31 protein-coding genes are annotated in these 26,713 nt (G+C 60.7%); 13 read left to right on the top strand and 18 right to left on the bottom strand.

Annotation, left to right across the window (positions count from 1 at the left end):
* Positions 1-64 precede the first annotated feature (64 nt).
* The 7 genes from hisF to NVV77_RS11630 form a co-directional block, all read right to left on the bottom strand.
* Positions 65-865: an imidazole glycerol phosphate synthase subunit HisF gene (gene hisF, locus NVV77_RS11660; protein WP_295413275.1), complete on the bottom strand. Its 801-nt coding sequence runs from the start codon at positions 863-865 to the stop codon at positions 65-67.
* Complete coding sequence (locus tag NVV77_RS11655; protein WP_295413272.1) at positions 862-1,191, bottom strand: hypothetical protein; 330 nt, start codon at positions 1,189-1,191, stop codon at positions 862-864. Before NVV77_RS11655 ends, hisF begins: the two co-directional genes overlap by 4 nt.
* Entirely contained in the window at positions 1,188-1,919 is a 732-nt protein-coding gene (hisA, locus tag NVV77_RS11650) for a 1-(5-phosphoribosyl)-5-[(5-phosphoribosylamino)methylideneamino]imidazole-4-carboxamide isomerase (RefSeq protein ID WP_295413270.1), read from the bottom strand. Before hisA ends, NVV77_RS11655 begins: the two co-directional genes overlap by 4 nt.
* Positions 1,916-2,569: an imidazole glycerol phosphate synthase subunit HisH gene (hisH, locus tag NVV77_RS11645; protein WP_295413268.1), complete on the bottom strand. Its 654-nt coding sequence runs from the start codon at positions 2,567-2,569 to the stop codon at positions 1,916-1,918. The genes hisA and hisH overlap by 4 nt, the downstream gene beginning before the upstream one ends.
* Positions 2,566-2,922 (bottom strand): hypothetical protein, encoded by a 357-nt coding sequence (locus NVV77_RS11640; RefSeq protein WP_295413266.1) that lies wholly within the window; start codon positions 2,920-2,922, stop codon positions 2,566-2,568. The genes hisH and NVV77_RS11640 overlap by 4 nt, the downstream gene beginning before the upstream one ends.
* 173 nt (positions 2,923-3,095) lie before the next feature.
* Positions 3,096-3,683 (bottom strand): imidazoleglycerol-phosphate dehydratase HisB, encoded by a 588-nt coding sequence (gene hisB, locus NVV77_RS11635; protein ID WP_295413263.1) that lies wholly within the window; start codon positions 3,681-3,683, stop codon positions 3,096-3,098.
* A 66-nt stretch (positions 3,684-3,749) separates the two neighbouring features.
* On the bottom strand, positions 3,750-4,133 hold the full coding sequence (locus tag NVV77_RS11630; RefSeq protein ID WP_295413261.1) for a VOC family protein: 384 nt from the start codon (positions 4,131-4,133) through the stop codon (positions 3,750-3,752).
* A gap of 127 nt (positions 4,134-4,260) precedes the next feature.
* Here NVV77_RS11630 and hslV point away from each other — a divergent pair, with 127 nt between their 5' ends.
* The 3 genes from hslV to hslU are packed head-to-tail and all read left to right on the top strand — an operon-like array spanning position 4,261 to position 6,667.
* Positions 4,261-4,815 (top strand): ATP-dependent protease subunit HslV, encoded by a 555-nt coding sequence (gene hslV / locus NVV77_RS11625; RefSeq protein WP_295413259.1) that lies wholly within the window; start codon positions 4,261-4,263, stop codon positions 4,813-4,815.
* A complete protein-coding gene (locus tag NVV77_RS11620; protein WP_295413257.1) occupies positions 4,816-5,349 on the top strand; it encodes a GNAT family N-acetyltransferase in 534 nt (177 codons plus the stop codon).
* A 7-nt stretch (positions 5,350-5,356) separates the two neighbouring features.
* Positions 5,357-6,667, top strand: a complete 1,311-nt coding sequence (gene hslU, locus NVV77_RS11615) for an ATP-dependent protease ATPase subunit HslU (RefSeq protein ID WP_295413254.1) — start codon at positions 5,357-5,359, stop codon at positions 6,665-6,667.
* Between the two features lie 35 nt (positions 6,668-6,702).
* Here hslU and NVV77_RS11610 read toward each other — a convergent pair whose 3' ends face one another.
* From NVV77_RS11610 to NVV77_RS11595, 4 genes are all read right to left on the bottom strand, one after another.
* Positions 6,703-7,191, bottom strand: a complete 489-nt coding sequence (locus tag NVV77_RS11610; protein WP_295413252.1) for a hypothetical protein — start codon at positions 7,189-7,191, stop codon at positions 6,703-6,705.
* A 61-nt stretch (positions 7,192-7,252) separates the two neighbouring features.
* Positions 7,253-7,624 carry a helix-turn-helix transcriptional regulator gene (locus NVV77_RS11605; RefSeq protein ID WP_295413249.1) on the bottom strand — a complete coding sequence of 124 codons (372 nt, stop codon included), beginning with the start codon at positions 7,622-7,624 and terminating at the stop codon, positions 7,253-7,255.
* On the bottom strand, positions 7,621-8,202 hold the full coding sequence (locus NVV77_RS11600) for a Smr/MutS family protein (RefSeq protein WP_295413247.1): 582 nt from the start codon (positions 8,200-8,202) through the stop codon (positions 7,621-7,623). The genes NVV77_RS11605 and NVV77_RS11600 overlap by 4 nt, the downstream gene beginning before the upstream one ends.
* 24 nt (positions 8,203-8,226) lie before the next feature.
* On the bottom strand, positions 8,227-8,952 hold the full coding sequence (locus tag NVV77_RS11595) for a Tim44/TimA family putative adaptor protein (RefSeq protein WP_295413245.1): 726 nt from the start codon (positions 8,950-8,952) through the stop codon (positions 8,227-8,229).
* Positions 8,953-9,080: 128 nt separating this feature from the next.
* On the opposite strand from NVV77_RS11595, the gene NVV77_RS11590 reads away from it, so the two are divergent.
* Positions 9,081-9,554 (top strand): FxsA family protein, encoded by a 474-nt coding sequence (locus tag NVV77_RS11590; RefSeq protein ID WP_295413243.1) that lies wholly within the window; start codon positions 9,081-9,083, stop codon positions 9,552-9,554.
* 90 nt (positions 9,555-9,644) lie between these two features.
* Positions 9,645-10,166 (top strand): protein-export chaperone SecB, encoded by a 522-nt coding sequence (gene secB / locus NVV77_RS11585; protein WP_295413240.1) that lies wholly within the window; start codon positions 9,645-9,647, stop codon positions 10,164-10,166.
* Between the two features lie 180 nt (positions 10,167-10,346).
* On the opposite strand, the gene dnaQ is transcribed toward secB, so the two are convergent.
* Genes dnaQ through NVV77_RS11565 form a run of 4 tightly spaced genes read right to left on the bottom strand, consistent with a single transcriptional unit; the run spans position 10,347 to position 13,110 of the window.
* Positions 10,347-11,054 carry a DNA polymerase III subunit epsilon gene (gene dnaQ / locus NVV77_RS11580; protein ID WP_295414443.1) on the bottom strand — a complete coding sequence of 236 codons (708 nt, stop codon included), beginning with the start codon at positions 11,052-11,054 and terminating at the stop codon, positions 10,347-10,349.
* The gene (coaE, locus tag NVV77_RS11575) at positions 11,054-11,650 is read right to left on the bottom strand and encodes a dephospho-CoA kinase (RefSeq protein WP_295413238.1); all 597 of its coding nucleotides are present in this window, start codon (positions 11,648-11,650) and stop codon (positions 11,054-11,056) included. The genes dnaQ and coaE overlap by 1 nt, the downstream gene beginning before the upstream one ends.
* 2 nt (positions 11,651-11,652) lie before the next feature.
* Positions 11,653-12,483: a shikimate dehydrogenase gene (locus NVV77_RS11570; RefSeq protein WP_295413235.1), complete on the bottom strand. Its 831-nt coding sequence runs from the start codon at positions 12,481-12,483 to the stop codon at positions 11,653-11,655.
* 6 nt (positions 12,484-12,489) lie between these two features.
* The gene (locus tag NVV77_RS11565; protein ID WP_367178618.1) at positions 12,490-13,110 is read right to left on the bottom strand and encodes a Maf family protein; all 621 of its coding nucleotides are present in this window, start codon (positions 13,108-13,110) and stop codon (positions 12,490-12,492) included.
* 429 nt (positions 13,111-13,539) lie between these two features.
* Between NVV77_RS11565 and hemE the strand changes: the two genes are divergently transcribed.
* The 8 genes from hemE to NVV77_RS11525 all read left to right on the top strand — a co-directional run bounded on the left by hemE (position 13,540) and on the right by NVV77_RS11525 (position 22,253).
* Positions 13,540-14,565 carry a uroporphyrinogen decarboxylase gene (gene hemE, locus NVV77_RS11560; RefSeq protein WP_295413232.1) on the top strand — a complete coding sequence of 342 codons (1,026 nt, stop codon included), beginning with the start codon at positions 13,540-13,542 and terminating at the stop codon, positions 14,563-14,565.
* Between the two features lie 10 nt (positions 14,566-14,575).
* Positions 14,576-15,001, top strand: coding sequence for a protoporphyrinogen oxidase HemJ (gene hemJ / locus NVV77_RS11555; RefSeq protein ID WP_035084755.1), 426 nt, complete (start codon positions 14,576-14,578; stop codon positions 14,999-15,001).
* A gap of 288 nt (positions 15,002-15,289) precedes the next feature.
* Entirely contained in the window at positions 15,290-16,555 is a 1,266-nt protein-coding gene (rho, locus tag NVV77_RS11550) for a transcription termination factor Rho (RefSeq protein ID WP_035084758.1), read from the top strand.
* 9 nt (positions 16,556-16,564) lie between these two features.
* On the top strand, positions 16,565-17,857 hold the full coding sequence (gene mnmE, locus NVV77_RS11545) for a tRNA uridine-5-carboxymethylaminomethyl(34) synthesis GTPase MnmE (RefSeq protein ID WP_295413229.1): 1,293 nt from the start codon (positions 16,565-16,567) through the stop codon (positions 17,855-17,857).
* Between the two features lie 177 nt (positions 17,858-18,034).
* Positions 18,035-19,897, top strand: a complete 1,863-nt coding sequence (gene mnmG / locus NVV77_RS11540) for a tRNA uridine-5-carboxymethylaminomethyl(34) synthesis enzyme MnmG (protein WP_295413226.1) — start codon at positions 18,035-18,037, stop codon at positions 19,895-19,897.
* Positions 19,897-20,544: a 16S rRNA (guanine(527)-N(7))-methyltransferase RsmG gene (gene rsmG, locus NVV77_RS11535; RefSeq protein WP_295413223.1), complete on the top strand. Its 648-nt coding sequence runs from the start codon at positions 19,897-19,899 to the stop codon at positions 20,542-20,544. Before mnmG ends, rsmG begins: the two co-directional genes overlap by 1 nt.
* A gap of 22 nt (positions 20,545-20,566) precedes the next feature.
* Positions 20,567-21,367 (top strand): ParA family protein, encoded by an 801-nt coding sequence (locus NVV77_RS11530; protein WP_295413222.1) that lies wholly within the window; start codon positions 20,567-20,569, stop codon positions 21,365-21,367.
* A gap of 10 nt (positions 21,368-21,377) precedes the next feature.
* Entirely contained in the window at positions 21,378-22,253 is an 876-nt protein-coding gene (locus NVV77_RS11525; RefSeq protein ID WP_295413219.1) for a ParB/RepB/Spo0J family partition protein, read from the top strand.
* A gap of 275 nt (positions 22,254-22,528) precedes the next feature.
* Here the strand turns inward: NVV77_RS11525 and holA are convergent, their stop codons facing one another.
* Genes holA through leuS form a run of 3 tightly spaced genes read right to left on the bottom strand, consistent with a single transcriptional unit; the run spans position 22,529 to position 26,653 of the window.
* Positions 22,529-23,551, bottom strand: a complete 1,023-nt coding sequence (gene holA / locus NVV77_RS11520; protein ID WP_295413216.1) for a DNA polymerase III subunit delta — start codon at positions 23,549-23,551, stop codon at positions 22,529-22,531.
* Complete coding sequence (locus NVV77_RS11515) at positions 23,548-24,054, bottom strand: hypothetical protein (RefSeq protein WP_295413213.1); 507 nt, start codon at positions 24,052-24,054, stop codon at positions 23,548-23,550. The genes holA and NVV77_RS11515 overlap by 4 nt, the downstream gene beginning before the upstream one ends.
* Positions 24,041-26,653: a leucine--tRNA ligase gene (leuS, locus tag NVV77_RS11510; RefSeq protein ID WP_295413210.1), complete on the bottom strand. Its 2,613-nt coding sequence runs from the start codon at positions 26,651-26,653 to the stop codon at positions 24,041-24,043. Before leuS ends, NVV77_RS11515 begins: the two co-directional genes overlap by 14 nt.
* Between the last annotated feature and the right edge of the window lie 60 nt (positions 26,654-26,713).

Here is a 26,713-nt window from a genome sequence, read left to right as displayed (position 1 = left end):
CCCGAGATCCCCGCTTTCGCGGGGATGACGTTGTGATGGAATGACGTGCCGGGGCAATCCCTACTTAAGCCGCTGCCGCATCGAGCCGCATGGCGATGCCATGATCGGCCATGTAGCGCTTGGCCTCGGGAATCGTAAAAGTGCCGAAGTGGAAGATGGAGGCGGCAAGGACGGCGCTGGCGTGACCCTCGGTGACGCCATCGACGAGGTCCTGCAACTTGCCGACGCCGCCCGAGGCGATGACGGGGACTTCCACCGAGTCGGCAATGGCGCGGGTGAGTTTCAGATCAAAGCCGGACTTGGTGCCGTCGCGATCCATGGAGGTGACCAGCAGTTCGCCGGCACCGCGCTCGACCATTTTGGCGGCAAATTCGACGGCGTCGATGCCGGTGGGGCGGCGACCGCCATGGGTGTAGATTTCCCATTCGGAGCGATTGTCGCCACCGACCTTTGCATCGAGCCGCTGCTTGGCATCGACCGAAACGACGATGCACTGATTGCCGAACTTGTCGGCAGCGCGGGCGATGAAGTCGGGATCGTTCACGGCGGCGGAATTGATCGCCACCTTGTCGGCGCCGGCCAATAGCAGCTTGCGGATATCTTCGATGGAGCGGACGCCACCGCCGACGGTGACGGGCATGAAGCAGTGTTCGGCGGTGCGGGCGACGACATCGAAAATCGTGTCGCGGCCTTCGTGGCTGGCGGTGATGTCGAGGAAGGTGAGTTCATCGGCGCCGGCTGCGTCATAGGCCATGGCGGCTTGCACGGGATCACCGGCATCGATGAGATCAACGAAGTTGACGCCTTTTACGACGCGGCCGCCGGCTACGTCGAGGCAGGGAATGATGCGGGTCTTCAGGGTCATGAGCGTTTGCCCTTCTGCATCTGCCCCCAGGCGATGCGGTGAATGATGAGCGTGGCGAGCCAGACGAAGAAGGCAGCGCCGCCAAGCGGCAGGGTGGCTATGGCGAACCAGCCGAGCACGAAGAGAGTGTAGATGGTCGGGCCCAGATCATTGCCGCCGACCACGCAGGTATTGATGCTGCCCTCGTTGAGAGCGCAGCCATTGCTTTCGGCGATGAAGCCGGCGGTAAGCACCGATATCACCGGCGCGAAGGCGAAGAGCGCGATGACGGCGAGAAAGAGCCAATAGGCCCACCACGGAAATTTGGCAGGCCGGGTTTCGCTCACGCCGCGGCCCTCAGCTTTGCCAGTGCTTCACGTGAATCAATCCGACCATCGTAAAGGGCGCGTCCGGAAATGGCGCCTTCGAGCACCTGATATTCCTTGCGCGTCATGCGCTCGATATCGTCCATTGAGGCGAGGCCACCCGAGGCGATGACGGGGATTGAGGTCGAGCGGGCAAGCTCGAGGGTCGAATCCCAGTTGATGCCGGCGAGGATGCCGTCGCGGTCGATGTCGGTGTAGATAATGGCGGCGACGCCGGCGCCTTCAAAGCGCTTGGCGAGTTCGATGATCGAGAGTTCGGAGGTTTCTGCCCAACCTTCCACAGCCACCATGCCGCCTTTGGCGTCGGTGCCCACGGCGACCTGGCCGGGCCATTTTTTGGCGGCCTCTTTCACCAGCTCGGGATTACGAACGGCGACCGTGCCGAGGATGACGCGAGCCAGACCCTTGTCGAGCCAGGCTTCGATGTGGTCGAGCGTGCGAATGCCGCCGCCGAGCTGGACGGGGAATTTTACAGTTTTGAGGATCTGCTCGACCGCGCCGCCGTTGACGCTCTCGCCGGCGAAGGCGCCGTTGAGATCGACGACGTGCAGATATTCAAAGCCCTGGTCTTCGAACGACTTCGCCTGGGCGGCGGGATCGTCGTTAAAGACGGTGGCCTGGTTCATGTCGCCAAGTTTCAGGCGCACGCACTGACCGTCCTTGAGGTCGATGGCCGGGAACAGGATCATGGCGTCCACCCCATAAAATTCTCGATCAGTTTGAGGCCGAGGGCCTGGCTCTTTTCCGGGTGAAATTGCGTCCCGAAAATATTGTCGCGACCGACGCATGCGGTAACCACGCCACCATAATCGGTGGTCGCGAGGAGGTGCGCCGGGTCATCGGTGAGGAAGTGGTAGGAGTGTACGAAATAGGCGTGGAGGCCATTGGGGCCATCCGGGATGCCGGCGAGGAGGGCGTGGGGTTTTGTCACCGAAATGGTGTTCCAGCCCATGTGCGGAATCTTCAGGTTTGGATCGGTCGGCCTGATCTTTTCGACGGCGCCGGGGATCCAGCCAAGACCTGCCGTGATGACCTTTTCGCGGCCTTCCCCAGCGAGAAGCTGCATGCCGACGCAGACGCCGAGGAACGGCGTGGTGCCACGGATCACGCGCTCTTCCAGAACCTCGGTCATGCCGGCGACGGCATCAAGGCCCGCTTTGCAATCGGCGAAGGCGCCGACGCCGGGGAGCATGATGCGGTCGGCGCGGCGGACCACTTCGGGATCGGCGGTGACGATGATTTCGGGACTGCTTACCAGCGACGCGGCGACGCGCTCGAAGGCATTGGCGGCGGAGCGGAGATTGCCCGCGCCATAGTCGATAATGGCAACTGTGCTCATGGACGAGATTCCATAACGGCGAGACGGGCGAGATCGGCATCGGCGGCGACGCGGTGGCCAAGCGAAGAGAGACCACGACGTTTCAGTGCACGACGCTCGGCGCCCGGTGCGGCAAAGCCGCAGGCGATGGCGAGGAGGATGTAGAGCCAGAGAGTGGCGTCCGGGCCGAGATAGCGCGCGCCAAAAATCAGCGCGACGAGGCCGACGGCAAAAAGGCCCAGGAGATCCCAATGTCGATGGAGGAGCGCATGGACGGGCGGCAGCAGGGCCGCGAACCAGGAGAAGCGCTCGGCGACAGCCACGGGCAGGGCGGTCGGGTCATCGACGGATCGGTAGAGGGCAAAGAGGGTCACGGGGAACTCCCAGGACGGAATGAGGTCCACTTAGTGCAAAAAGCGGAAATGCGAAAGGTCACGACCGCTTGATGCGTCGTCATTGCCCGGCTTGTCCGGGCAATCCATCTCGGGATGCATGGACCACCGGGACAAGCCCGGTGGTGACGACAGCCGGAAGAGCGGCGATAGACTTACAGCGTGCCCTTGGTGCTCGGGACGCGGTCGGCCTGGCGAGGGTCGATTTCGAGCGCATCGCGCAGGGCGCGGGCCACGGCCTTGAACATCGACTCTGCCAGATGATGGTTGTTGTCGAAGTAGAAGTTTTCGATGTGCAGCGTGATGCCGGCATTGATGGCAAAAGCCTGGAAGAACTCGCGGAACAGTTCGGTGTCGATATCGCCGATCTTGTCGCGGTTGAACTCGGCCTTGAAGACGAGGAAGGGCCGGCCCGAAACGTCGAGCGCCGCGCGAGTAAGAGTGCCATCCATGGGCAGGTCGCACGAGGCGTAGCGACGGATGCCCTTCTTGTCGCCGATGGCCTTGGCAATGGCCTGGCCCAGGGCAATGCCGACATCTTCCACCGTGTGGTGGAAATCGATGTGCAGGTCGCCCTTGCAGGTGACGTCCATGTCGATGAGCGAGTGGCGCGAGAGCTGGTCGAGCATGTGATCGAAGAAGCCGACCCCGGTCGCCATTTTATGCGCGCCGGTGCCGTCGAGATTGATCGAGACAGCAATCTCGGTCTCGTTGGTCTTGCGGGCGATGGTGGCGGTGCGCATTGGCGTGTCTCCGAGGGTCGGGGCTCACTAGCAGATATGCGCAAAGGCTTAAAGATCGCGTTGCTTTCAGCTAATGGGCGCGACCAGCATGACGAGATTGCCGTCGGGGTCCTCGACATAAGCCGCGCGCTCGCCCCATGGCTGGTCGATCGGCGGCATGACGATGGGGGCTCCGAGGGCAGCAAGCGTCGCGTCGACGTCATCGACATTGATGCAGAGCTCGATGCGGTGGCCGCTGGCGGGGCGGAGGGGGCGACCGTGAACGCCCTTGTCGGAGAGGACGCCGAGGCCGATTTCGGTTTGGCCGAAGGACAGGGTTAGGAAGACCGGCTCATCTTCGGGCGGAAACTGATAGGCCAGCGTTCCGCCTAATATGGTCTCATAGAAGCGGCGCGACGCGGGCATGTCGGCAACCGAAAGCATGGGCATGACCCGGCTGGCCCTTGGCATTTTTTCGCCTCCTCCGATTTCCTCTTTGCCGTCCAACGCGCATGGCTTGGTTGCCGTTGCGCGGGGCTGGTTGCAAACGGCGGCCTTGCGCCTAAATATCACTCAACAGTTCGGAGTATTTCCCCCCATGAGTGAAAACGCATTTCCCGGCTGGCACGGGACAACGATCGTTTCCGTGCGCAAGGGCAACAAGGTCGTGGTCGCTGGCGATGGCCAGGTTTCCATGGGCCAGACGGTTATGAAGCATACGGCGAAGAAAGTTCGCCGGCTGGCCGGCGGCAAGGTGATCGGCGGGTTTGCCGGTTCGACCGCCGACGCCTTCACGCTGTTCGAACGGCTCGAAGGCAAGCTGGAGCAATATCCTGACAAGCTGATGCGCGCTGCGGTCGAATTGGCCAAGGATTGGCGGACGGACCGCTATCTGCGGAAGCTCGAAGCCATGATGATCGTGGCTGACAAGACCGATACGCTGGTGCTTACCGGCACGGGCGACGTGCTGACGCCTGACCATGGTGTGATCGCCATTGGCTCAGGCGGCAACTACGCGCATTCGGCCGCCTTGGCCCTGCATCAGGCGACCGAGCTTGACGCGGAAGACATTGCCCGTCGCGCCATGAAGATCGCAGAGGAAATCTGCGTCTATACCAATGGCAACGTAACCCTCGAAACCATCGAGCTTTAAGTGACCTTTTCCATTCGGCAACTCGGCGTGAAAGATGCGGCGGCCTATCGGGCCATAAGGCACGAGGCGCTGGCCAATCATCCGGAGGCCTTTGTGTCTTCGGCGGAGAACTTTGCGCAGAGAACTGACGCGGACGTCAGGCAGATGCTGGAGACCCTGACGGTCTTTGGCGCCGAGCTGCCGGATGGATCGATTGGCGGCATCAATGCCTTCATGCGCAATGATGCGGCCAAGGAACGGCACCGGGGCTGGATGATCCAGGTCTATGTGCAGCCAGAGCATCGCGGCAGCGGCATGTCGAAAGCTCTTTGCGAGCACCTGATCCAGCACGCCCGGGAAAAGGTCATCCAGGTCCATCTCGGGGTCTGGGCCGAGAACGAGCCGGCCATCCGCCTCTACAAGCGGCTGGGCTTTGAGACTTATGGGACAGAGCCCCGCTACCTCTTCGTGAACGGTCGATATATCGACGAACACCTGATGGTGCGCTTCCTGGACCGCGAACCGGTCCAACAGCAAGGCACCGATCGAAAGTGACAAAGAAATGAGTGAAACCAATTTTTCGCCGCGCGAAATCGTTTCGGAGCTGGACCGCAATATTGTCGGCCAGCAGGATGCCAAGCGCGCCGTTGCCGTGGCGCTGCGCAATCGCTGGCGCCGGCAGCAGCTTTCCCCCGAGCTGCGCCGTGAAGTGACGCCGAAGAATATATTGATGATCGGGCCGACCGGTGTCGGCAAGACCGAGATTTCGCGTCGCCTGGCGCGGCTGGCGCAGGCGCCATTTGTAAAAGTGGAAGCGACCAAGTTCACCGAAGTCGGCTATGTCGGCCGCGACGTGGAGCAGATTGTTCGCGACCTTGTCGAAGCCGGTATCACTGTGCTGCGCGACAAGCGCCGCCGCGATGTGCAGGCGCAGGCGCACCACAATGCCGAGGAGCGGGTGCTTGATGCACTGGTCGGCACTTCGGCGACGCCATCGACGCGCGACTCGTTCCGCAACAAGCTTCGTAATAACGAGCTTGATGACAAGGAAATCGAGATCGAGATGCAGCCTTCGCCCAATACGGGCGGGTTCGAAATCCCCGGCATGCCCAATGGCGGCATCGGCATGATCAACCTTTCCGACATGTTCAAGTCGGCAATGGGCGGTCGCGGTGTGAAGCGCAAGGTCAAGGTGAAGGACGCCTATGAACCGCTGATCGCCGAAGAGGCCGACAAGCTGCTCGATCAGGAACAGCTCAAGACGGAAGCCATCGAGCTCGTGGAAAACCACGGCATTGTCTTCATCGACGAAATCGATAAGGTCGCGGCCCGCGAGGGTGGCGTATCAGGCGGTCCGTCGCGCGAAGGCGTGCAGCGCGATCTGCTTCCCCTGATCGAAGGCACGACGGTGTCGACAAAATATGGGCCGGTGAAGACGGACCATATCCTGTTCATTGCCTCGGGTGCGTTCCATGTGAGCAAGCCCTCGGACCTGCTGCCGGAGCTGCAGGGTCGATTGCCGATCCGGGTGGAGCTGAAGGCGCTGACCCGCGAAGATTTCATTCGCATCCTCAATGACACCGAGGCGAGCCTGGTGCGCCAATATGTGGCGCTGATGGGCACCGAAGGGGTCACGCTGAGCTTTACGACTGACGCCATCGAGGCGATTGCCGATGCGGCGGTGAAGGTCAATGATTCAGTCGAGAATATCGGCGCGCGGCGTTTGCAGACGGTGATGGAGCGGCTCGTGGAAGAGATTTCCTTCGATGCGCCTGACAAAGCCGGACAGTCGATCGAGATCGACGCCGCCTTTGTTCGCGAAAAGGTGGGCGTTCTCGCCAAAGACACCGATCTCAGCAAGTTCGTGCTTTAGCCTTCGTATGCCCGCCCCAAAAGGGCGGGCATTTTCTAGATCAGCGCGGCGATGCGCGCATCGCTAAGGGCATAGATGCATTCGTTGCGCACCTGGCTCAGCGCCGGGTCGAGAACCCCAGCGACCTTGACCAGCGCCTCATCGATCAGGCGAACGGCGTCGAGGGTAGAGATCTCGATTTCATTGTCGACGCAGATATCACTCGCAGCATAGCTGCTGCTGGCAAGGACACTGAGCACGCCCTGCGGATTGGCGCGAAGCGCCCGCGACAGGGTGATAACAAGGCTTTCCGACGTTCCGGCATCCGTCCCGGCCGCCAGGAGTGGCACGAGGTCGATCCAGCCGCGGTCGCCTGCCTCGACATGGGTGAGAAACGCATTCCAGGATGCTTCGTCGAGCGAGCGCAGCACGACAGTCGCGTCACTCTCTGCGAGGAGCGCGCGAAAATCACCCGGGGTCAGGTCGGCGGAGAGGGCGGGTAGGGACAACGCGGCAAGGATGGCCGCGACACCAATAGTGCGCATGGGAACCTCCTACTGCATGGGCCATAAAATACGCCCATCGAGAGGTGGATTCCAGCGCCGCTTAACCGCGCTTCTTGCCCGCCCGCTTCACCAATTCATCTCGCAAAAATTTGAGGTCTTCGGGCTCGAGACGCTCGATATTGTCGCGCAGGCGATTGGTGAATTCGGTGGCTTCGGGGGCGAGGCCGCCGGTGTCGATGGTCACCTTGGGATCGGAAATTTCGGCGAGGCGCTGCAGCTCTTCGGCTTCGTCCCAGATGACATTGAAGAAGGCAATGATGCGGTGGAGCAGGAAGCTGGTGGGCTGGCCGCGGCGGCCGTGTTCGAGGGCCGAGAGATAGGCGCTCGAGACGTTGAGGGCGGCGGCCATTTCTTTCAGCGAAATGCCGCGGGCCTCGCGAAGCGCCCGGAATTTTGCGCCAAGCGGGGTCATGGGCGCCTGAGGCGCACATACCAGGCGCCCTCCCCACCATGGCCGCGGGCGGCAAGGCTCCAGCCGGAAATCATATGCGACAGGCCCGGCTCGGAAAGCCAGATCGGCAACATGGTGCGCAGGATGCCGCGCTCGGTCATGGCGGCGACATAGTCATTTTCGGTTTTGGCGCCCTTGCCGGTGATGACAAGCAGGGTGCGATCGCCGCGGGCAGCGCGGGCGCCGATATAGCGGCGCAGGGTTTCACGGGCTTCGACCTGGGTCATGCCGTGAAGGTCGATGGTGCCATCGATCTCGATGCGGCCGCGGCGGACCTTTTTGTGGATAGCCGGATCAACGTTTTTCTCCACCACCTGCACCGGCTGGGTGGGCGCCTGATAGGGCGGCAGGAAGGGCTTTTTGGGACTGCCCATTTTGGGCGGCGCCTTGATGGCGGGGGCCGGTTCGGGCTCGGGGATGGGCAGGGTGCCATGCCCCAACTTGAGCAGACCTTTGCGGCGCAGGGGTTCGACCGTGGCAGACACGGTCGTCCACAGGTGAAAATCGTGCGGCAGGCGCTTGGGGTCGCGCTTGGACATGGAAGGGCCTGCCGCAAAAAGATTTTAGTCGAGCTGGCTCGTGGTGATGACCTTCCAATTGGGGTCGCGCGACTTGGGATTGCGCGCAAAGGTCCACTCGTCAGCGATGGTCTGCACCTGGTCGGCATTGCCTTCGACGAGATTGCCGTCCTTGTCGCGGATGGCCGAGACGACTTCGGCATGGAAATCGACGGTCACCAGCACGTTCTTCTTGTCGTATTCGGCCGAGACGATGGCGATCTTGGGCAGACCCACAAAGGTAAAGTCGTTCTTCTGGCCGGCGGCCTCGCGCTCGGTGAGGGCGCGGGCAAAGCTATCGTACACGTCCTTGTCGAGGAGGTTTTTCAGGGTCTGGCGATCGCCCTCGGCAAAGGCGGTGACGATCATCTCATAGGCCTGCTTGGCGCCTTCAAGGAAGGATTTGGGCGTAAAGGTCGGATCAGCTTCGACAACGGCGCGAAGGCCCGTTGCAAGATCAGCATTGCCTGATGCGGCCTGTTCGATCTCCGCCTCGGTCTTGCGGGTGCGGCGCTCGTCATCGAGATTGGGCGCATCGGTGGGACGGGGACGGATCGGCACGACCGTTTCGTCGCCATTGGCGGCCTTCTTCTCGGTCGGGGTCGAGCGAGAGCGGTCGATCGGCGGGCGCTCATTGCCCGTCCGCGTTCCCAGGACCGAGCGGAGGCGGAAGAGCACGAAAACCGCGACCACGATGGCGATGAGAGTAGGCAGATCGAGAAAATCGTCCATGAATCGGTGCACCTGAGAAGTTGGGCGCTCGCCGAGCGCTTTTGTCGTTCCTATATATAGGGAAAGCTTTAGCTCAAAACCAGTTCACACAAGGTAGCGCGATTTGCCGCGCCCTTCACAAACAAAGGATGACCCGGTTGCTCCGCTTCATTCCCCTGCTCCTTCTGGCCTTGCCGCTGATCGAGATTGCGCTTTTCATTCTCGTTGGCCGCGCCATCGGCGTGCTGCCGACGCTGGGTCTTGTCATTCTCGCCGTGGTTGTCGGCGGCTTTGTGTTGCGCCAGCAAGGTCTGGGCGTGCTCAACCGCATGCGCACCAATATGCAGACCGGTACACTGCCAGGACAGACCCTGTTTGACGGCATGGCCCTGGCTCTGGCCGCAGTTTTCCTGATCATCCCGGGATTTTTGGGCGACTTCGTTGCCATTCTGCTGCTGCTTCCGCCCGTGCGCGCCTGGCTCTACAAGACGCTGACGCGCAACGTGACCGTGGTGGAAACCACGACCAGCTATCGCCGCGCATCCCCGGCCGATCCCACCCCGCCCCATCTTAACGGACCGGGAACCATTGACCTCGATGACGACGACTGGCAGCGCAAATAGCGTTGCAAAAGGCCTCTTTGCTTGTTCCTTTGGGGCAAAGATGCTAGCCACCCGCAGGACTGTTCCAACCGGAATATAAAGGGACCAAAGATGGCCGAAGAAAACGAAGGCGCAGCAGCGACCCAGCCCGGCACCGCGCCCAGCATGAACCTTGTGGGTCAATATGTGCGCGACCTTTCCTTCGAGAACCCCGGCGCGCCCGGCTCGATCCTGGCCGGCGGCGGCAATCCGGCCTTCAACGTTTCGATCTCGGTCGGCGTCAAGAAGCAGGCCGACGACCTCTATGCCGTCGAGCTGAACCTCAAGGCCAAGGCCAATCGCGAGGAAACGCTGCTGTTCAACGTGGAACTGGTCTATGGCGGCGTTTTCCGCCTCAAGAACATTCCCGAAGCCCAGCTCAGCGGCCTTCTCATGGTCGAATGCCCGCGCCTGATCTTCCCGTTTGCCCGCCAGGTTCTGGCCAATGTCACCCAGCAGGGCGGTTTCCCGCCGCTGATGATGGAGCCGGTCGACTTCATGGCGATCTACCGCCAGAATCTGGCCGCGCTCGCCGCCAAGCAGCAGGCAGAGGGTGGCGCAGCCGCCGCTCCGGCAACCGACCTGCCAAACTGATTTGGGCTGTTAGAGTTTTGAAGAACCCCGGCGAGAGCTGGGGTTTTTGTTTTTGGGGCCAAATATAGAAGCCACCGTCATTGCCGGGCTTGTCCCGGCAATCCATTCTTGGCGCGGCATGGACCACCGGGACAAGCCCGGTGGTGACGATGGATGGGAGAGTTGAGGTGGGAAAGCGGATTACTCCGCCGCCGCGACCTCGGCATATTGGGCCCAGATCGCGCTTTCGCCCATTTTTCCCACGAAGGCTTCGTGCGCCGCGGCTTCCGCTAATGTCACGCGCGAGGGGAGCGGGGTAGGGCGGGGCAGAGCGGCGATGCGGGTCGCGAGGGCGTCGCTGCCATCGCTTTCGACCTCGGCAATGAGAGCCAGGCTCACCTGCTTGCCGCCGATCAGCTCGAGATAGACTTCAGCCAGAATCTCGCTATCGAGGAGGGCGCCGTGGAGCGTGCGGCGGGAATTGTCGATGCCATAGTGCTTGCAGAGCGCGTCGAGGCTGACGCGGGCGCCCGGGTGCTTCTTGCGGGCGAGCATGACCGTGTCGATGACTTCATTGTCGAGGACGGGCAGGCCGGCCCAGGCAAGCTCGGCATTCAAAAAGCCCATATCGAAGGGGGCGTTGTGAATGATGAGCCGGGCGCCATCGACAAAGGTCCGAAACTCCTCGGCCAGCGTCTTGAAAACCGGCTTGTCGGACAAAAACTCTTCGCTGAGCCCATGAACGCGAAATGCCTCGTCGGGCATGGAGCGCTGGGGGTTGATGTAGACGTGAAAATTCTTGCCCGAGGGTATGTGGTTGATCAGCTCGACGCAGCCGATTTCGACGAGGCGATCGCCCTCGGCATGGGAAAGGCCCGTGGTTTCGGTATCGAGCACGATTTCCCGGATCATATTTTTGGTCCCTTTGCCCTGAGGTCGGCGATCAGAGCCGCGACTTCGGCGTCGATTTCCTCGCGCGGGCGCTCGGTATCGAAGAGATAAGTGGCCCGCTTCTTCTTTTCATCCTGCGGCATCTGGCGGGCAAGCAAGGTATCGCGCTTTTCCACGGTCATGCCCGGCCGGGCCATAATGCGTGCAGCCTGAATCTCGGGGTTGACGAAGGTCACGGCGATGGCGTCAAAGCCGTAATTGAAGCCGCTTTCGAAGAGCAGGGGGACTTCGATGGCCACTGCGATGTTGCCCGCAGCTTCCGCGCGATCCATGAATTCGGCGATCTTCCGCCGGACCAGGGGATGAACCACGGCTTCCAGTTTCTTGAAATTTTGCGGTTCGGCCGCGAGGCGCCGCGCCAATTCCTGGCGGTCTATTTTTTGGTCTCTGGTGACGCCCGGAAAAAGAGCTTCCACCGGGGCAACGGCTTCGCCCTCATAGAGTGCAGCGACCGCGGCATCGGCCGAGAATGTCGGAACGCCGACCTTTTCGAAGGCGGCGAGCAGGGTGGATTTGCCGGTGGCGATCGATCCGGTGACCCCGATCCGCCACATGGTCAGTGACCCAAAGTCGCTTCGATGCGGGCGCGGAGGGCCGGCGTCACTTCCGGCCGCACGCCGAACCAATCGGCAAAACCCGGCACGGCCTGGTGCAGCAGCATGCCGAGGCCATCGACGATTTCGAGGCCATGGGCCTGGGCATCGGCGAGGAGGGGCGTCACTAGCGGGGTATAGACGATGTCGGTGACGAGGCTGGTCTTTGGAAGCAGGCTCATGTCGAGCCAGTCGAAGCGGCTGCCATGCATGCCGATGGAGCTGGTGTTGACGACGATGCCGATCTTTGGCGCGAGCTCGGCAAAGGAATCAAAGCCGTGGGCCTCGAAGGGGCCTTCGATTTCCTCGACCAGCGCTTCGGCATTGGCGAGGGTGCGATTAAGCACATGGACTTTTCCGCCATTGCGCTCGCGCAGGGCAACCAGAATGGCGCGGGCTGCGCCGCCGGCACCGATCACCAGGGCATCGCGCGGGCCATCGGACCAGCCCGGCGCTGCAGCGTCGAGATTGCCGAGAAAACCGAGATAGTCGGTATTGTAGCCGTGTACCTTGCCCCCGCGCACGACCAGCGTATTCACCGCGCCGATGGTTTTGGCGAGATCATCGACGCTGTCGCAAAGGGCAAAAACCGCTTCCTTATGGGGAATGGTGACATTGCCGCCGGCAAATTCGCCCGCGCGCAGACGGTCGAAAAAGGCCGGAAGATCGGCTGGGGCCACGTCGATGGCTTCATAGGAGCCATCAATCCCGTGCTCGGCGAGCCAGGTGCCGTGAATGAGCGGCGAGCGTGAATGGGCGATGGGGTGGCCGATGACGAAAGCTTTGGTGGTCACGTTTGATCAGGCCCTGACGGAAAGAAGCTCCGGAGCGATATCGCGCAAGGCGCCGATCAGGGGCAAGAGCGGCAGCCCGAGAATCGTGAAATAATCGCCGGTAATGGTCTCGAAGAGCCGAATGGACGGACCTTCGAGCCGATAGCCGCCAACGGAGGTCAGGGCGGCAGGTCCCTCAAGATCGAGAACCAGGTCGCGCTCTTCCGGTTCGAACTGGCGCATGGTCAATTCGGCGGTTTCGATATCGGACCACAACAATTGGCCATTGCGCACGAGAGCGACGGCGGCGTGGAGCCGATGGGTCTTGCCGGCGAGATGATCGAGCTGGCGCGCGGCGTCTTCGCGGTTGATGGGCTTGTGGAGCAATTCCGTGCCCAGAGCCAAAGTTTGATCGGCGCCGATCACATAGGCGTCAGGATGGAGTTTTGAGACCGCTTCGGCCTTCGCCTTGGCAAGGAGCCCCGCAAGATCGCGGCCGTCAGCGCCGGCCTCCAAAGCCTGGGCTCCGAGGGCGCGTTCATCGATATCGGCCGGAATGACGGAAAAGGAAAAAACAGCCTTTTCCATCAAGGTTTTGCGGGTCGGACTTGAGGAGGCCAGGATCAGCATGGGAACAAGTTTTTCCACACTGTCATCCCCAGCTCAAGGGCGAACTGGGGGAAAGACTCGTAACTTTCACGAGGCGCGAAACTTGTTCGACCTATTCGATAAAAAGTTAACAATTCCTTTCCGAGGTTCTCGGAAGGGGGCTGGGGAATCTGTGGGGATAAGTTGAAAGGGCGGGAGCAGCTTTTCACACCCCTCATCCACAGGCGTTACCGAATCGTTGACTCGGGAGTCGCCCTGTTAAGCTCCTCTTAAACTCCATTAACGGGGCAGGCCAGCGGGGTCGGCCACAGATGTTAACAGAGCGTTAATGAAGCGCTGTGCTGAAGTGCCGCCATGGGTCCAGATTGTGGAGCGCAATGAATTGCGGATAAACACCACCATAAAGAAGAAGATAGGAAGACTAAGAGTCTCTTTTGGGTTTTCGAAGGGGACGAAAGGGTGAGTGCAGTGACCAAGAAAAGATTGCTCGCAACGGTGCTGGGGGAACGACAGGACACCCCTCCCATGTGGATCATGCGACAGGCTGGTCGCTACCTGCCGGAATATCGCGAGCTCCGCGCCAAGGCCGGAAGCTTTTTGGACCTTTGCTACAATCCCGATTTTGCGACGGAAGTGACGCTGCAGCCGCTTCGCCGGTTCGATCTCGATGCGGCTATTTTGTTCTCTGACATTCTGGTCATTCCAGATGCGCTGGGACAGAAGGTTCGCTTTGAAGCGGGTGAAGGACCAATGCTCGAGCCCCTGGCCGCGACAGACGTGGATCGGCTTGAGCGCGGCGGGGCTTTGGATCATCTGGCGCCTGTGCTGGAGACCGTGCGCCGGCTGCGAGCGGCACTGGCTCCCGAAAAGACCCTGATCGGCTTCTGCGGCTCTCCCTGGACGGTTGCGACCTATATGCTCAATGGCAAGGGATCGCCGGATCAATGGGTGGCGCGGCGCTTTGCCCTGGAACACCCGGCGGCCTTTTCGAAATTGATGGATGTGCTGGTCGAAACCAGCATTGACTATCTCGTTGCCCAGTTTGAGGCCGGCGCCGATGTGGTGCAGCTTTTTGAGAGCTGGGCGCTCAATCTCGACGATGCGGCTTTTGAAACGCAGGTGGTCGCGCCCAATCGGCGGATCGTCGAAGGCGTGCGGGCAAAAGTGCCAAATGCGCCGATCATCGGTTTCCCGCGCGGAGCTGCCGGTAATTTGAAGCGCTATGCGGAAAGGACAGGCGTCAACGCGCTGGGTCTCGACTATGCGACGCCGCTGTCTTTTGCCGATGAATTCCTGCCAAAGACCCTGCCGGTTCAGGGCAATCTCGACCCGCTGCGGCTCGTCATCGGCGGCAAGGCGATGGAAGAACGCGTGATCGAGATCAAGGCCGCGTTTGCGAAGCGCCCGCATATCTTTAATCTCGGCCACGGCATTGTGCCCGAAACCCCGATTTCCCACGTCGAGCGGTTGGTCGAGCTGGTCAAGCAAAGTTGAGAAAATTGAAATGTATGAATGGGTGAAGGCGCTGCACGTCATTTCGGTCATCGCCTGGATGGCCGGCATGCTCTATCTGCCGCGGCTTTTCGTCTATCACACCAAGGCCGAAATCGGCTCCGTGCAGTCCGAGACGTTCAAGGTCATGGAGCGACGGCTCCTCAAGGGGATCATCAACCCGGCGATGATTGCCACCTGGGTTTTTGGGCTCACCATGATCCATCTCGGCGGTGTCGATTGGGGTTCGGGATGGCCCTGGGCCAAGGCTGCCATGGTTCTGGCGATGAGCGGTGTGCATGGCATTCTGGTCGGCCACCAAAAGCGCTTTGCCCGCGATGAGAACGTGAAGGAACAGAAGTATTTCCGGATCATCAATGAAGTGCCGACTGTGCTGATGATCGGCATTGTCATCATGGTGATCGTGAAGCCGTTTTAGGATTGGGGCTCACGGGCGCTGGGCCATTCAAGCACAGCTTTCATGGCCTTCTCAGCTTGAAAGGCTCCACCGGAGCCTTTCATCCGCTGCGCGGAACGCTTCGAAGTTTCACGTGAATCTTCAAAATGTCGCTGTTGCACGGTTCCCATCTTGAAACCGGCTGGCGATCACGCTAAATGAAGCCATCAAGCATCCTTCCTCATGCGCGGCCGATTCCGGCACTGCGCGGTGCATTCCCCAAAAATAAAATCCCTCCTCTACGATTTACCCCAAGGGTCCATCGCATCCATGCAGAATATCAAGCTCAGTGAGCTGAAGGCCAAGTCCCCGGCCGAATTGCTGGCGTTCGCCGAAGAACTCGAAGTCGAGAATGCTTCGACCATGCGCAAGCAGGAGTTGATGTTCGCCATTCTCAAGGAATTGGCTTCGCAGGACATCGACATTGTCGGTGAGGGCGTGGTCGAGGTCCTGCCAGACGGCTTTGGCTTCCTCCGCTCTCCTGACGCAAACTATCTTCCGGGTCCTGACGATATCTATGTCAGCCCCAGCCAGATCCGCCGCTTTGGCCTGCGGACCGGCGACACGGTCGAGGGCGAAATCCGCTCTCCCAAGGAAGGCGAGCGCTACTTTGCGCTCCTGAAGGTCAACACGATCAATTTCGAAGACCCCGAGGCGGTTCGCCACAAGGTCAACTTCGACAACCTGACCCCGCTTTATCCCGAAGAACGGCTCCGCATGGAGTTGCCTGATCCGACCTTAAAAGATCGCTCGGCTCGTCTTCTTGATCTCGTGGCACCGCTCGGCAAGGGCCAGCGCGCCCTGATTGTCGCTCCTCCGCGTACTGGTAAGACGGTATTGTTGCAAAATATTGCACAATCGATCGCGACCAATCACCCGGAATGCTATCTCATCGTTCTGCTGATCGACGAGCGTCCGGAAGAAGTGACTGATATGCAGCGCTCGGTGCGCGGCGAAGTCATTTCTTCGACCTTTGACGAACCGGCTTCGCGCCACGTCCAAGTCGCCGAAATGGTGATCGAAAAGGCCAAGCGTCTCGTCGAACACAAGCGCGACGTTGTTATTCTCCTCGATTCCATTACCCGTCTTGGCCGCGCTTACAACACCGTGGTTCCGAGCTCGGGCAAGGTGCTTACCGGTGGTGTCGACGCCAATGCCCTGCAGCGCCCGAAGCGCTTCTTCGGTGCCGCACGCAATATCGAAGACGGCGGCTCGCTGACCATCATCTCCACGGCGCTGATCGATACCGGCAGCCGCATGGACGAAGTGATCTTCGAAGAATTCAAGGGTACCGGTAACTCCGAAATCATTTTGGACCGCAAGGTTGCGGACAAGCGCATCTTCCCGGCGCTCGACATCACCAAGTCGGGTACCCGCAAGGAAGAGCTGCTGGTCGAGCCCGATATCCTCAAGAAGATGTATGTGCTCCGCCGTATCCTCAATCCGATGGGCACGATCGACGCGATGGAATTCCTCATGGACAAGGTCCGCCAGACCAAGACCAATTCGGATTTCTTCGACTCGATGAACACCTGACATACCAAAATGCTCGCCGGCGATACGATCATGGCGCTCTCTTCGGGCGCTCTTCCTTCCGGCGTTGCGGTTATCCGCCTCTCGGGCCCAAAAGTCCGGGAGGCGTTTTTGTCTCTTGCTGGTGACCTGCCTGCCCCGCGAACCATGGCTTTGCGCCGGATTGGTGCCGACACCCAGCTAGACCAGGGCCTCGTGGTCTGGTTTCCCGGACCCAACAGTTTTACTGGCGAAGATTGCGCCGAGTTTCACGTCCACGGCTCACCTGCCGGGGTCAAGGCGATCCTTCGTAGCCTAAATACTTTTGGTATTCGCCTGGCTGGTCCGGGGGAGTTCACCCGGCGCGCTTTCGAAAACGGAAAGCTGGACCTGATTGCCGTTGAGGGCCTTGGCGACCTTCTCAGCGCCGAAACCGAAAAGCAGCGGCAGCAGGCTCTGGCACGCTATGACGGTCGGCTTACAGAAAAAGTTGAAGCCTGGCGCAATGATCTGCTCGACTTGCGGGCTGAGATTGAAGCGCGGCTCGATTTTTCTGATGAAGGCGATGTTACCGAGGAACTGCCTGCAGAATTTGCCACCGAACTAGCGAAGTTGAAGACCTCGCTCGTGGATGCGCTGGCGAGTTTGAATAGCGGCCGCATTGTTCGTGAGGGCCTGCGCGTGGCGCTGGCCGGTGCTCCGAACGCCGGAAAATCCAGCTTGATCAATGCGCTGTCAAAGTCTGATATCGCCATCGTTTCCGACGAGGCCGGCACGACGCGTGACGTCCGCGAGGTGCCGCTCGATATCGGCGGGCAGCTTTTTGTTCTTTTGGATCTCGCCGGCCTGCGCGAGACTGATAGCCGCGCGGAGGCGGAAGGTATTCGTCGCGCCGAACACGCAATCCAGGACGCCGACATTCTGCTTTGGCTGGAGGCACCCGATACCGATGCAGCTCCTCAACCATCCACGAATGCCACGGTTGTTCGGATTGGGACCAAGTCTGACCTCGGTTCGGGGAGCGGTTACGATCTCCAGATATCGACGACGACCGGGACGGGCCTCGACGTTCTGCTCGATCGCTTGCGCGCCATCGGTGAGAATCTTGCCGGCGGCGAGCCGTCCCTGATCAGCCATGAGCGTGACCGCCTGGGGCTTGAACAGGCAATTTCTGCGGTCGACGAAGCCGTTCTTTATCTCAGCAACTGGGAGCTGGCGGCGGAAGCGCTCCGTCACGCATCGCTCGCGCTGGAACGAATGATTGGTCGCGTAGACGCTGAGCAGGTTTTGGATCGGCTCTTTGCCAGCTTCTGCATTGGCAAATGATTCACGTGAAACATTTCTAGACCACTGGCGCAGCCACCATCTCGTGATTCACGTGAAACACAGCGAGAGGTTTTCTTGGAACCCAAGACGCTGTATGAGAACGTCAAACTTCAATTGACCGCTCTCTTTTCGCTGCGCCGATTTGTGCGCCGTTGAGAGCCGTTCAGGAAAATTCCTATGACTGACTATGCTGTCATTATCGTTGGAGGCGGTCACGCCGGCTGTGAGGCCGCGGCAGCGTCTGCGCGACTTGGCGTTCCCACGGCGCTCATTACTCATTGCTTCGCCACGATCGGTGAGATGAGCTGCAACCCGGCCATTGGCGGTCTGGGCAAGGGTCATCTTGTCCGTGAAATCGATGCGCTCGATGGCCTTATGGGCCGTGTTGCCGATGAGGCCGGTATTCAGTTCCGCGTGCTCAATCGCCGCAAGGGCCCGGCCGTGCGTGGTCCGCGCGCCCAGGCAGATAGAAAGCTCTATCGCAATGCCATGCAGGCAGCCATTTCGGCGCAGGCAAACCTCGACGTGATCGAAGGCGAGGTTGATGATCTTGAGGTGACAGACGGCGCTATTTCCGGTGTCGTGTTGCTCGATGGTCGCCGCTTTTCAACCAAAGCTGTCGTGCTGACCACAGGGACGTTCCTCCGCGGGCTCATTCATCGTGGCGAGGAAACGACGCCGGCCGGCCGGGTGGGCGAAAAGCCGGTGCTCGGCCTTTCGACGCGGCTGGAAAATCTTGGCCTTCAGCTTGGACGGCTGAAGACGGGAACGCCAGCGCGGCTCGACAAGGATTCCATCAATTATTCCGTCCTCGAAGAACAGCCCGGGGACAATCCGCCCGAAGCATTTTCAGCGCTGACCAAGGCGATCACGACCCAGCAGGTGTCGTGCCACATCACCCGGACGACTGCGGAAACGCACAAGATTATCCAGGACAATCTGCATCGATCGGCCATGTATTCCGGGCGAATTCAATCGCGCGGCCCGCGCTATTGCCCGTCCATTGAAGACAAGGTGGTGCGTTTCGCTGATCGTGACAGCCATCAGATTTTCCTGGAGCCGGAAGGGCTTGAGGAGCAGACGGTTTATCCGAATGGTCTTTCTACATCACTGCCGGCAGATGTGCAGGACGCCTTCCTGCGCTCCATGCCTGGGCTCGAAAATGTAAAAATCGTTCGTCCGGGCTATGCCATCGAATATGACTATGTCGATCCGCGCGAGCTGCGGCCGACGCTGGAAGTGAAGCGTCAGCCGGGTCTTTACCTTGCTGGGCAGATCAACGGCACGACCGGCTATGAAGAGGCGGGTGCGCAAGGCCTGCTGGCCGGCGCCAACGCGGCACTGGCGGCCAGTGGCCAGGAGCCGATGATCCTTTCGCGCACCGAGAGCTATCTTGGTGTGATGATCGACGATCTCGTGACCCGCGGTGTTTCCGAGCCGTACCGCATGTTCACCTCGCGCGCCGAATTCCGGCTGCATCTGCGGGCGGACAATGCTGACCAGCGCCTGACGCCGCAGGGTGTCGAAAAGGGCCTGGTCGGCGAAGAACGACGCGAGTTGTTCTCGGCGAAGGTAGTGGCCCTGGCGGAAGGGCAGCAACGCCTCCGGTCTGCAATGGCGTCACCGAGCGAGGCCCGCAGGGTTGGCATTCCCATCAACGAAGACGGTAAGCGTCGGAGTGCCTTCGAGATTTTGTCCTATCCCGACCTTGGCTGGGACGACGTCACAAAACTCTGGCCGGATCTCACGGATATTCCGGAAGCTGTGCGTGAGCAGCTTGGCATTGATGCCCAATATGCCGTCTATCTTGATCGGCAGCAGGCCGACATCGAAAGCATGCGGCGCGACGAGCAGCGGCAGATTCCGGATGAACTCGATTATCAGGCCATTCCGGGGCTCTCGATGGAGCTGCGGCAGAAGCTGACGCAGTTCCGGCCGCAGACGATTGCGCAGGCACAAGCCATGGACGGTATGACGCCGGCCGCGATTACGCTTCTCCTGGCTGTGATCCGTCGCGGTGATCTGCGGAAGGCCGGTTGATGGCAGATTTCAAGGCGATTGCGCCCTACGCGGCGCACTTTGGCCGGTCGCTGGATGAGGTTGGCCGAGACCTGGAATCCTATGCTGCGCTGCTGAAAAAATGGCAGGCCGTGCAGAATCTTGTTTCACGTGAAACGTTGGGTTCGGTTTGGGAACGGCATTTTGCCGACAGCTTGCAGGTATTACCACTGCTGACAGAGAGTGACCGTGAGTTCATGGACCTTGGCAGCGGCGGCGGATTTCCAGCTTTGCCACTGGCGATCGCCAGCAAGGGATTGGACCGGCATTTTGTGCTGGTGGAACCGACGGCACGAAAGGTTAGCTTTCTGCGAACCGTGGCGCGCGAGCTTGATCTCAATGTGACTGTCATTGGCCGGCGCAGCGACGAAATTGATTCACGTGAAACACCCGAGCCGGACGTGATTACGTCCCGGGCGCTGGCTGCTCTGCCGCTGCTTTGTGACTGGATGGAGCCCTTTTTCGCTGCGAAAACAAGGGCGATCCTCCATAAAGGGCGGGAACATGTTGATGAACTCACGGAATCGGGTGCGCATTGGGCCTATGACGTGGTAGTAAACAAGAGTGACACTGATCCGGGCGGCGTGATCCTAGCGATCACGAATCTCAAAAGAAAATCAGCGTCTTAGCGGCACAACTGGAGGCCTGCTCTTGGCACCCCGTATCCTGACCCTGGCAAATCAGAAGGGTGGCGTCGGCAAGACGACCACTGCGATCAATCTGGCGACGGCGCTAGCCGCCATTGGTGAGCGCGTGCTGATTGTCGATCTCGACCCGCAGGGCAATGCTTCCACCGGTCTCGGCATTTCGCGCGACGATCGTGAAGTCTCGTCCTATGACGTGCTGGTGGGCGAAGCCAGCGTGGCGCAGGCGGCAATCATGACCAGCGTGCCGAACGTTGCGATCATACCCTCGACCATGGACCTCTTGGGCGTCGAATTGACCATTGCAGGTCAGGCGGATCGCGCCTTCAAGCTGCGCGACGCTTTCAAGCAGCTTTCGGACCTGCGAATCAACGATCAGGCGGTGAGTTATATTCTCATCGACTGCCCGCCGTCGTTGAACCTTCTTACCGTCAATTCGCTGGTGGCTGCCGATGCCGTGCTGGTGCCCCTGCAGTGCGAGTTTTTCGCGCTCGAAGGCCTTAGCCAGCTTTTACAGACCATTGAACAGATTCGCTCGACGCTCAATCCGCGCCTGTCCATTCAGGGCGTGGTGATGACCATGTTCGACAAGCGCAACAATCTGTCCGAGCAGGTGCTTGCTGACGTGCGCAGCGAAATGGGCGATTTGGTCTATGACACGGTCATCCCGCGAAACGTGCGGCTGTCTGAAGCGCCGTCATACGGAAAACCGGCTTTGCTTTATGATCTGAAATGCGCGGGCAGCCAGGCCTATTTGCGCCTCGCCACCGAAGTCATCCGCCGTGAGCGGCGGCTGGTAGCAGCCTAGGAGTTCTCAAATGAACGACAAACCCACACGTCTTGGCCGGGGTCTGGCTGCTCTCATTGGCGATATGGCTTCCCTGGAAGCAGCACGCGTTACCGATACGGGTTCCGGTGGCAAAAAACTGCCGGTTGATTTTATCATCGCCAACCGCGCCAATCCGCGGCGGACGTTTGATCCCGATCAGCTCGAAGAGCTGACCAATTCGATCCGCGAAAAGGGTGTTATGTCGCCGCTGCTGGTGCGGCCGACCGATGATCCGAACATTTTTGAGCTGATTGCCGGTGAGCGTCGTTGGCGCGCGGCGCAGAAGGCTGGGTTGCATGATGTGCCCGTCATCGTCCGCGAGGTCGATGACAAGGAAGCGCTCGAGCTTGCCATTATCGAGAACGTGCAGCGCGCCGATCTTAATCCGCTCGAAGAGGCCATGGGTTATGGCCAACTCATCGAGCAGTTCGAGTATACGCAGCAGGACCTGGCGCAGGTGATCGGCAAGAGCCGCTCGCACGTGGCCAATACTCTGCGCCTCTTAAAGCTGCCGGAAGATGTGCGGGGCATGGTGTCAAGTGGCACGCTGACGGCCGGGCATGCGCGTGCGCTGATCACAGTAGAAGATCCCTCCGGCCTGGCGCGGCAGATTGTTGATAAGGGGCTTTCGGTGCGTGAAGCCGAGGCCCTGAGCCAGCAGCGCGAAGCGCCGGCGCGCAAAGCTCCTGCCAGCGAACCGGCGCGCGATGCCGATACTGTGGCGCTGGAGCGGCGTCTTTCCGATGTTTTGGGCCTCTCCGTGTCGCTCAACCATTCGGATCGCGGCGGGCGGGTGGAAATCCGCTACAAGACGCTGGAGCAGCTCGATGCGCTTTGCTTGAAGCTGACAGGGCAGCATAATTAGGCTGCTCAGGAATTTTGAAACTTTGGAAACCCCGCGAAAGCGGGGTTTTTGTTTTGTGGGCCTATCTTACGACCGCGCTCTTCGAGCGCTGGTTCGCTTACATTTGGGGAGGGTCTGGCGATCTTGTTTATCGTCGTTACCGCCGGGCTTGTCCCGGCGGTCTATGCCTGTGGCGAGATGGATTGCCGGGACAAGCCCGGCAATGACGATGGAGCAGGTGGCGGCGCTTCGCTGCGGCAATGGCGTTCAGTGTTTCACATGAAACACGTTTGAAATCAATGCGTTGCGGCCATCATGCATAGGGCGAGGGTGGTCCGGTGCAGGATCGCTGTTGCCAAAGCGGGTTTGCGGCGGCTGTCGCTGGTTGCCTGTAGGAGGCGTTCTGAGGCCTGGGCAAGTGCCGGGTCGGTCCAGAGGCGGAGCTGTTGTTCCAGCTGGCCGATGCGCGAAAAGTGCGGTTTGGGCTTTACATTGTCGAGGACGCCGCGCGGGCTTTTGCCGGCGTCGACCTCGACGCGCCAGCGGCGGAGGCTGGCGAAATGATTGGTCAGCATGGCCAGCAATTGCTGGGGATTGACCGACGACGTTAGGGCGCGATTGAGCGCCATTTCCAGCTTTTCGGCATGACCGCCGCCCGTGGCGTCGAGAATTGCGTCAATGGCCAAGGCGCCGTTGTCGGCGCAAAGGGTCAGAACATCCTCGCGCGTTAGGGATTTGGTGCTGGCGGCGAAAAGCGTCAGTTTTTCGAGTTCGCGACGGGTGATTTCGCGATCATTGCCCAGAATCTCGCGCAGGGTGGGGACGACGTCGGAATCGACGCGGATACCGGCCTGATTGAAGGTTTCGCGCATTAGATTGGTGAGCGTTTCGTCGGTATCGGGGTAGCAGGGCAGGGCGCGGCCGAGTTTGGCGGCTTCCACGAGGGCCCGAAGGGCGTCGCGAGGAGCGAGATTGCCCGCTTCGAGCACGATGGCGGTGCCACCCGGATCGTCGCGCAGCTCGGTCAGCGGCATGACGAGGCTTTTGCTGGCATTGCGCACGCGGATGATGCGTTTGCCGCCGAAAAGCGAGGTGCTGCGCGCTTCGGTGATCAGGCGGCCGGGCTCGGCGTCGAGTTCGGGGCCGTCGAAGATGAAAACGTCTGCGGAGGCAGGGTCATCGCCGCTGAGATAGCGAATCAGGCGCTGCGCGGTTTCGCGGACGAGGCCGCCATCGGGGCCGTAAGCCAAAAACACGCCTTCGGTGAGGTCGGGACGCGCCAGGAAGCGCGTGACCTCATGGGCCTTGAGTGCGGTCATCCCTTGGCGAGGGCCGCTAGAACGGCCAGGCGCAGCGACTCAGCCACGGAACGCGCTGCGCGCTCCTGGGCCTCGATGATCGCTGCTTCGTCGGCCAGCACCTGTCCGCTGCGCGTGTGCTGGGCTTTTGCGACCCGGGTAATGGTGATCGGCTTGCTGTCGATGCCATCGCGCGGGGTGATGGTCAGCGTAGCCGAAACAGTCATTTCGCGCGGTTTGTTGGGATTGGCCGTGGCGCTGAGGTAAGGCTCGGCGTCGCTGGCCGACACCGTCACAGAGACGAGCGGCGCCGTGGGGGAGGTGGTCTTGCCGAGGCGGAAGCTCAGTTCAGAATAGACAATCTGTTCCAGCCGCGTTTTTGGTGCCGCATAAGCAAGCTGCAGTTGCGGCTTTTCGGCCAGCGCGCCCGAATAGACGGGCTGGAAGGAACAGGCCCCAAGCCCGGCCGAAGCCAGGGCAAGGGGGACGATCAGGGCGAGGTGCTTGAGCCTAGACAACGACATTGACGATCCTGTCTTGCACCACGACGATTTTCTTCGGGGCCTTGCCCTCCAGAATGCGGACAACTTCGTCGAGTGACAAGACGCGTTGTTCGACTTCGGCGGCGGCAAGACCCTTGGCCACCGAGATTTCGGCGCGGCGCTTGCCGTTGATCTGGATCGGCAGGGTCACTTCGTCGTCGACCAGCAGGGCCGCATCAACGTCCGGCCAGCGGGCGTCGGCGACAAGGCCAGTCTTTCCAAGCACTTCCCAGCAGGTTTCCGAGAGGTGCGGCATCATCGGGCTCAGAAGGATCGTCAGCTTTTCGACGCCTTCGGCGATCGCGGCGCGCTGGGCAGAGCCCAGATTGCTGCCCAGCGCCTTGGTCAGGGCATTGGTCAGCTCATAGATCTGGGCGACGGCGCGGTTGAAGCGCAGGCCTTCGATGTCGTGAGCGATGCCATGAACAGAGCGATGGATGATGCGGCGCAAGCCCAGGGCGTCAGAAGCGTCGCTTGACGAAACAGTCTCCGAAGATTGTTTGGCAATCTCGATCGATTCATTGACCAGGCGCCAGACGCGCTGCTGGAAGCGGCTGGCGCCTTCGACGCCGGCTTCGGTCCACTGCACGTCGCGTTCCGGCGGAGAATCCGAGAGCATGAACCAGCGAGCGGTATCGGCGCCATAGGTGGCGACGATCTCGTCGGGATCCACCACGTTCTTCTTGGATTTGCTCATCTTTTCGACCGAGCCGATGCTGATCGGCGCGCCGGTCTTGAGATCGCGAGCAGTGCGGGTATCGCCATTGGCTTCAATGACGATTTCGGTGGGGTTTACCCACTCGCCTGATTGAGACTTGTAGGTCTCGTGCGTCACCATGCCCTGGGTGAAGAGGCCCTTGAAGGGTTCGCTGATGTCGACGTGCCCGGTTGCCTTCATGGCGCGGGTGAAGAAGCGCGAATAGAGCAGGTGCAAAATCGCGTGCTCGACGCCGCCGATATACTGGTCAACCGGCAGCCAGCGATTGGCGACGGCCGGCACGGTCGGGGTATCGGCCTGGGGTGCGGTGAAACGGGCAAAATACCAGGACGAATCCACAAAAGTGTCCATGGTGTCGGTTTCGCGACGAGCCGAAGCACCACACTGCGGACAGTGGACGTGCTTCCAGGTCGGGTGGTGGTCGAGGGCGTTGCCCGGCTTGTCGAAGGTGACATCGTCGGGCAGGCGGACCGGCAGGTCCTTCTTGGGCACGGGAATGGTGCCGCAGACTTCGCAATGCACGACCGGGATCGGGCAGCCCCAATAGCGCTGGCGCGAAATGCCCCAATCGCGGAGGCGATAGTTCACTTCGACCTTGCCCTGGACCTTGCCGTCGACGGTAAGCGCGCCAAAGTGCTCGGCAATCTTTTTCTTGGCATCGTCGATGGAAAGGCCATCGAGGAAACCGGAATTGAAGATGTTGCCAGCGTCAACATAGGCTTCGTTGCCGACTTCGAACGTTGCCGGGTCAGCGCCGTGCGGCAGCACGACGGGGATGACGCTGAGCCCATATTTGCGAGCAAGGTCGAGGTCGCGCTGGTCATGCGCCGGGCAGCCGAAAATGGCGCCGGTGCCATAATCCATCAGGATGAAGTTGGCGACATAGACGGGCAGGGTCTCGCCTTCGATGACCGGGTGTTTTACGCGGAGACCGGTGTCAAAGCCCTGCTTTTCCGCCTTTTCCAGCGTTTCCGTGGCCGTGCCGTGGCGATGGCATTCGGCGACGAATTCGGCCAGGGCCGGATTGTTAGCAGCCAAAGCAGTCGTCAGCGGGTGGTCAGGCGAGAGGCCGACGAAGGAGGCACCAAAAATGGTGTCCGGGCGCGTGGTGAAGACTTCGATGCTTGTGGCATCGGTCTTGTCCGACGGAGCCAGTTCGAACAGCAGGCGCAGGCCTTCGGACTTGCCGATCCAGTTGCGCTGCATGGTGCGGACTTTTTCCGGCCATTCGGTCAGGGTGTCGAGGGCCTCCAAGAGGTCCTCGGCAAAATCCGAAATCTTGAAGAACCACTGGGTCAGCTCGCGCTGTTCCACCACGGCTCCGGAGCGCCAGCCCCGCCCATCGATGACCTGCTCATTGGCGAGCACAGTCATGTCGACCGGGTCCCAGTTCACCTTGGAATTTTTCCGCGTGATCAGGCCTGCTTCGAGCATGTCGATGAAGAGGGCCTGCTGGTGCTGATAGTATTCGGGCGAGCAGGTGGCGAATTCGCGCGTCCAGTCGATGGAGAGACCCATCGACTTGAGCTGCGCCTTCATCGCCTCGATGTTCTGGTAGGTCCAGGTGCCGGGATGGGTCTTGCGCTCGATGGCGGCATTTTCCGCCGGCAGGCCAAAGGCGTCCCAACCCATGGGGTGGAGCACGTTGCGGCCGCGGGCGCGATAATAGCGCGCCACGACATCGCCCATGGAATAGTTGCGCACGTGGCCCATATGGATGCGCCCGGACGGGTACGGGAACATTTCTAGGACGTAGTAGGGCTCGCGCGGATCGTCATTGGCGGTGACGAAGCTCTTCGCATCGTCCCAGATCTTCTGCCATTTCGGTTCGCTTTCGCGCGGATTGTAGCGTTCGCCGCTCACTTGCTCGTCCTTGAAAATTCTTTGTCCGAAGCGCGCGTTTGACCTCAAAGGGCTGGGCCA

The sequence above is a fragment of the Devosia sp. genome (genome assembly GCF_024707125.1).
Classification (GTDB): domain Bacteria; phylum Pseudomonadota; class Alphaproteobacteria; order Rhizobiales; family Devosiaceae; genus Devosia.
This window is presented reverse-complemented; position numbering and strand designations above follow the sequence as displayed.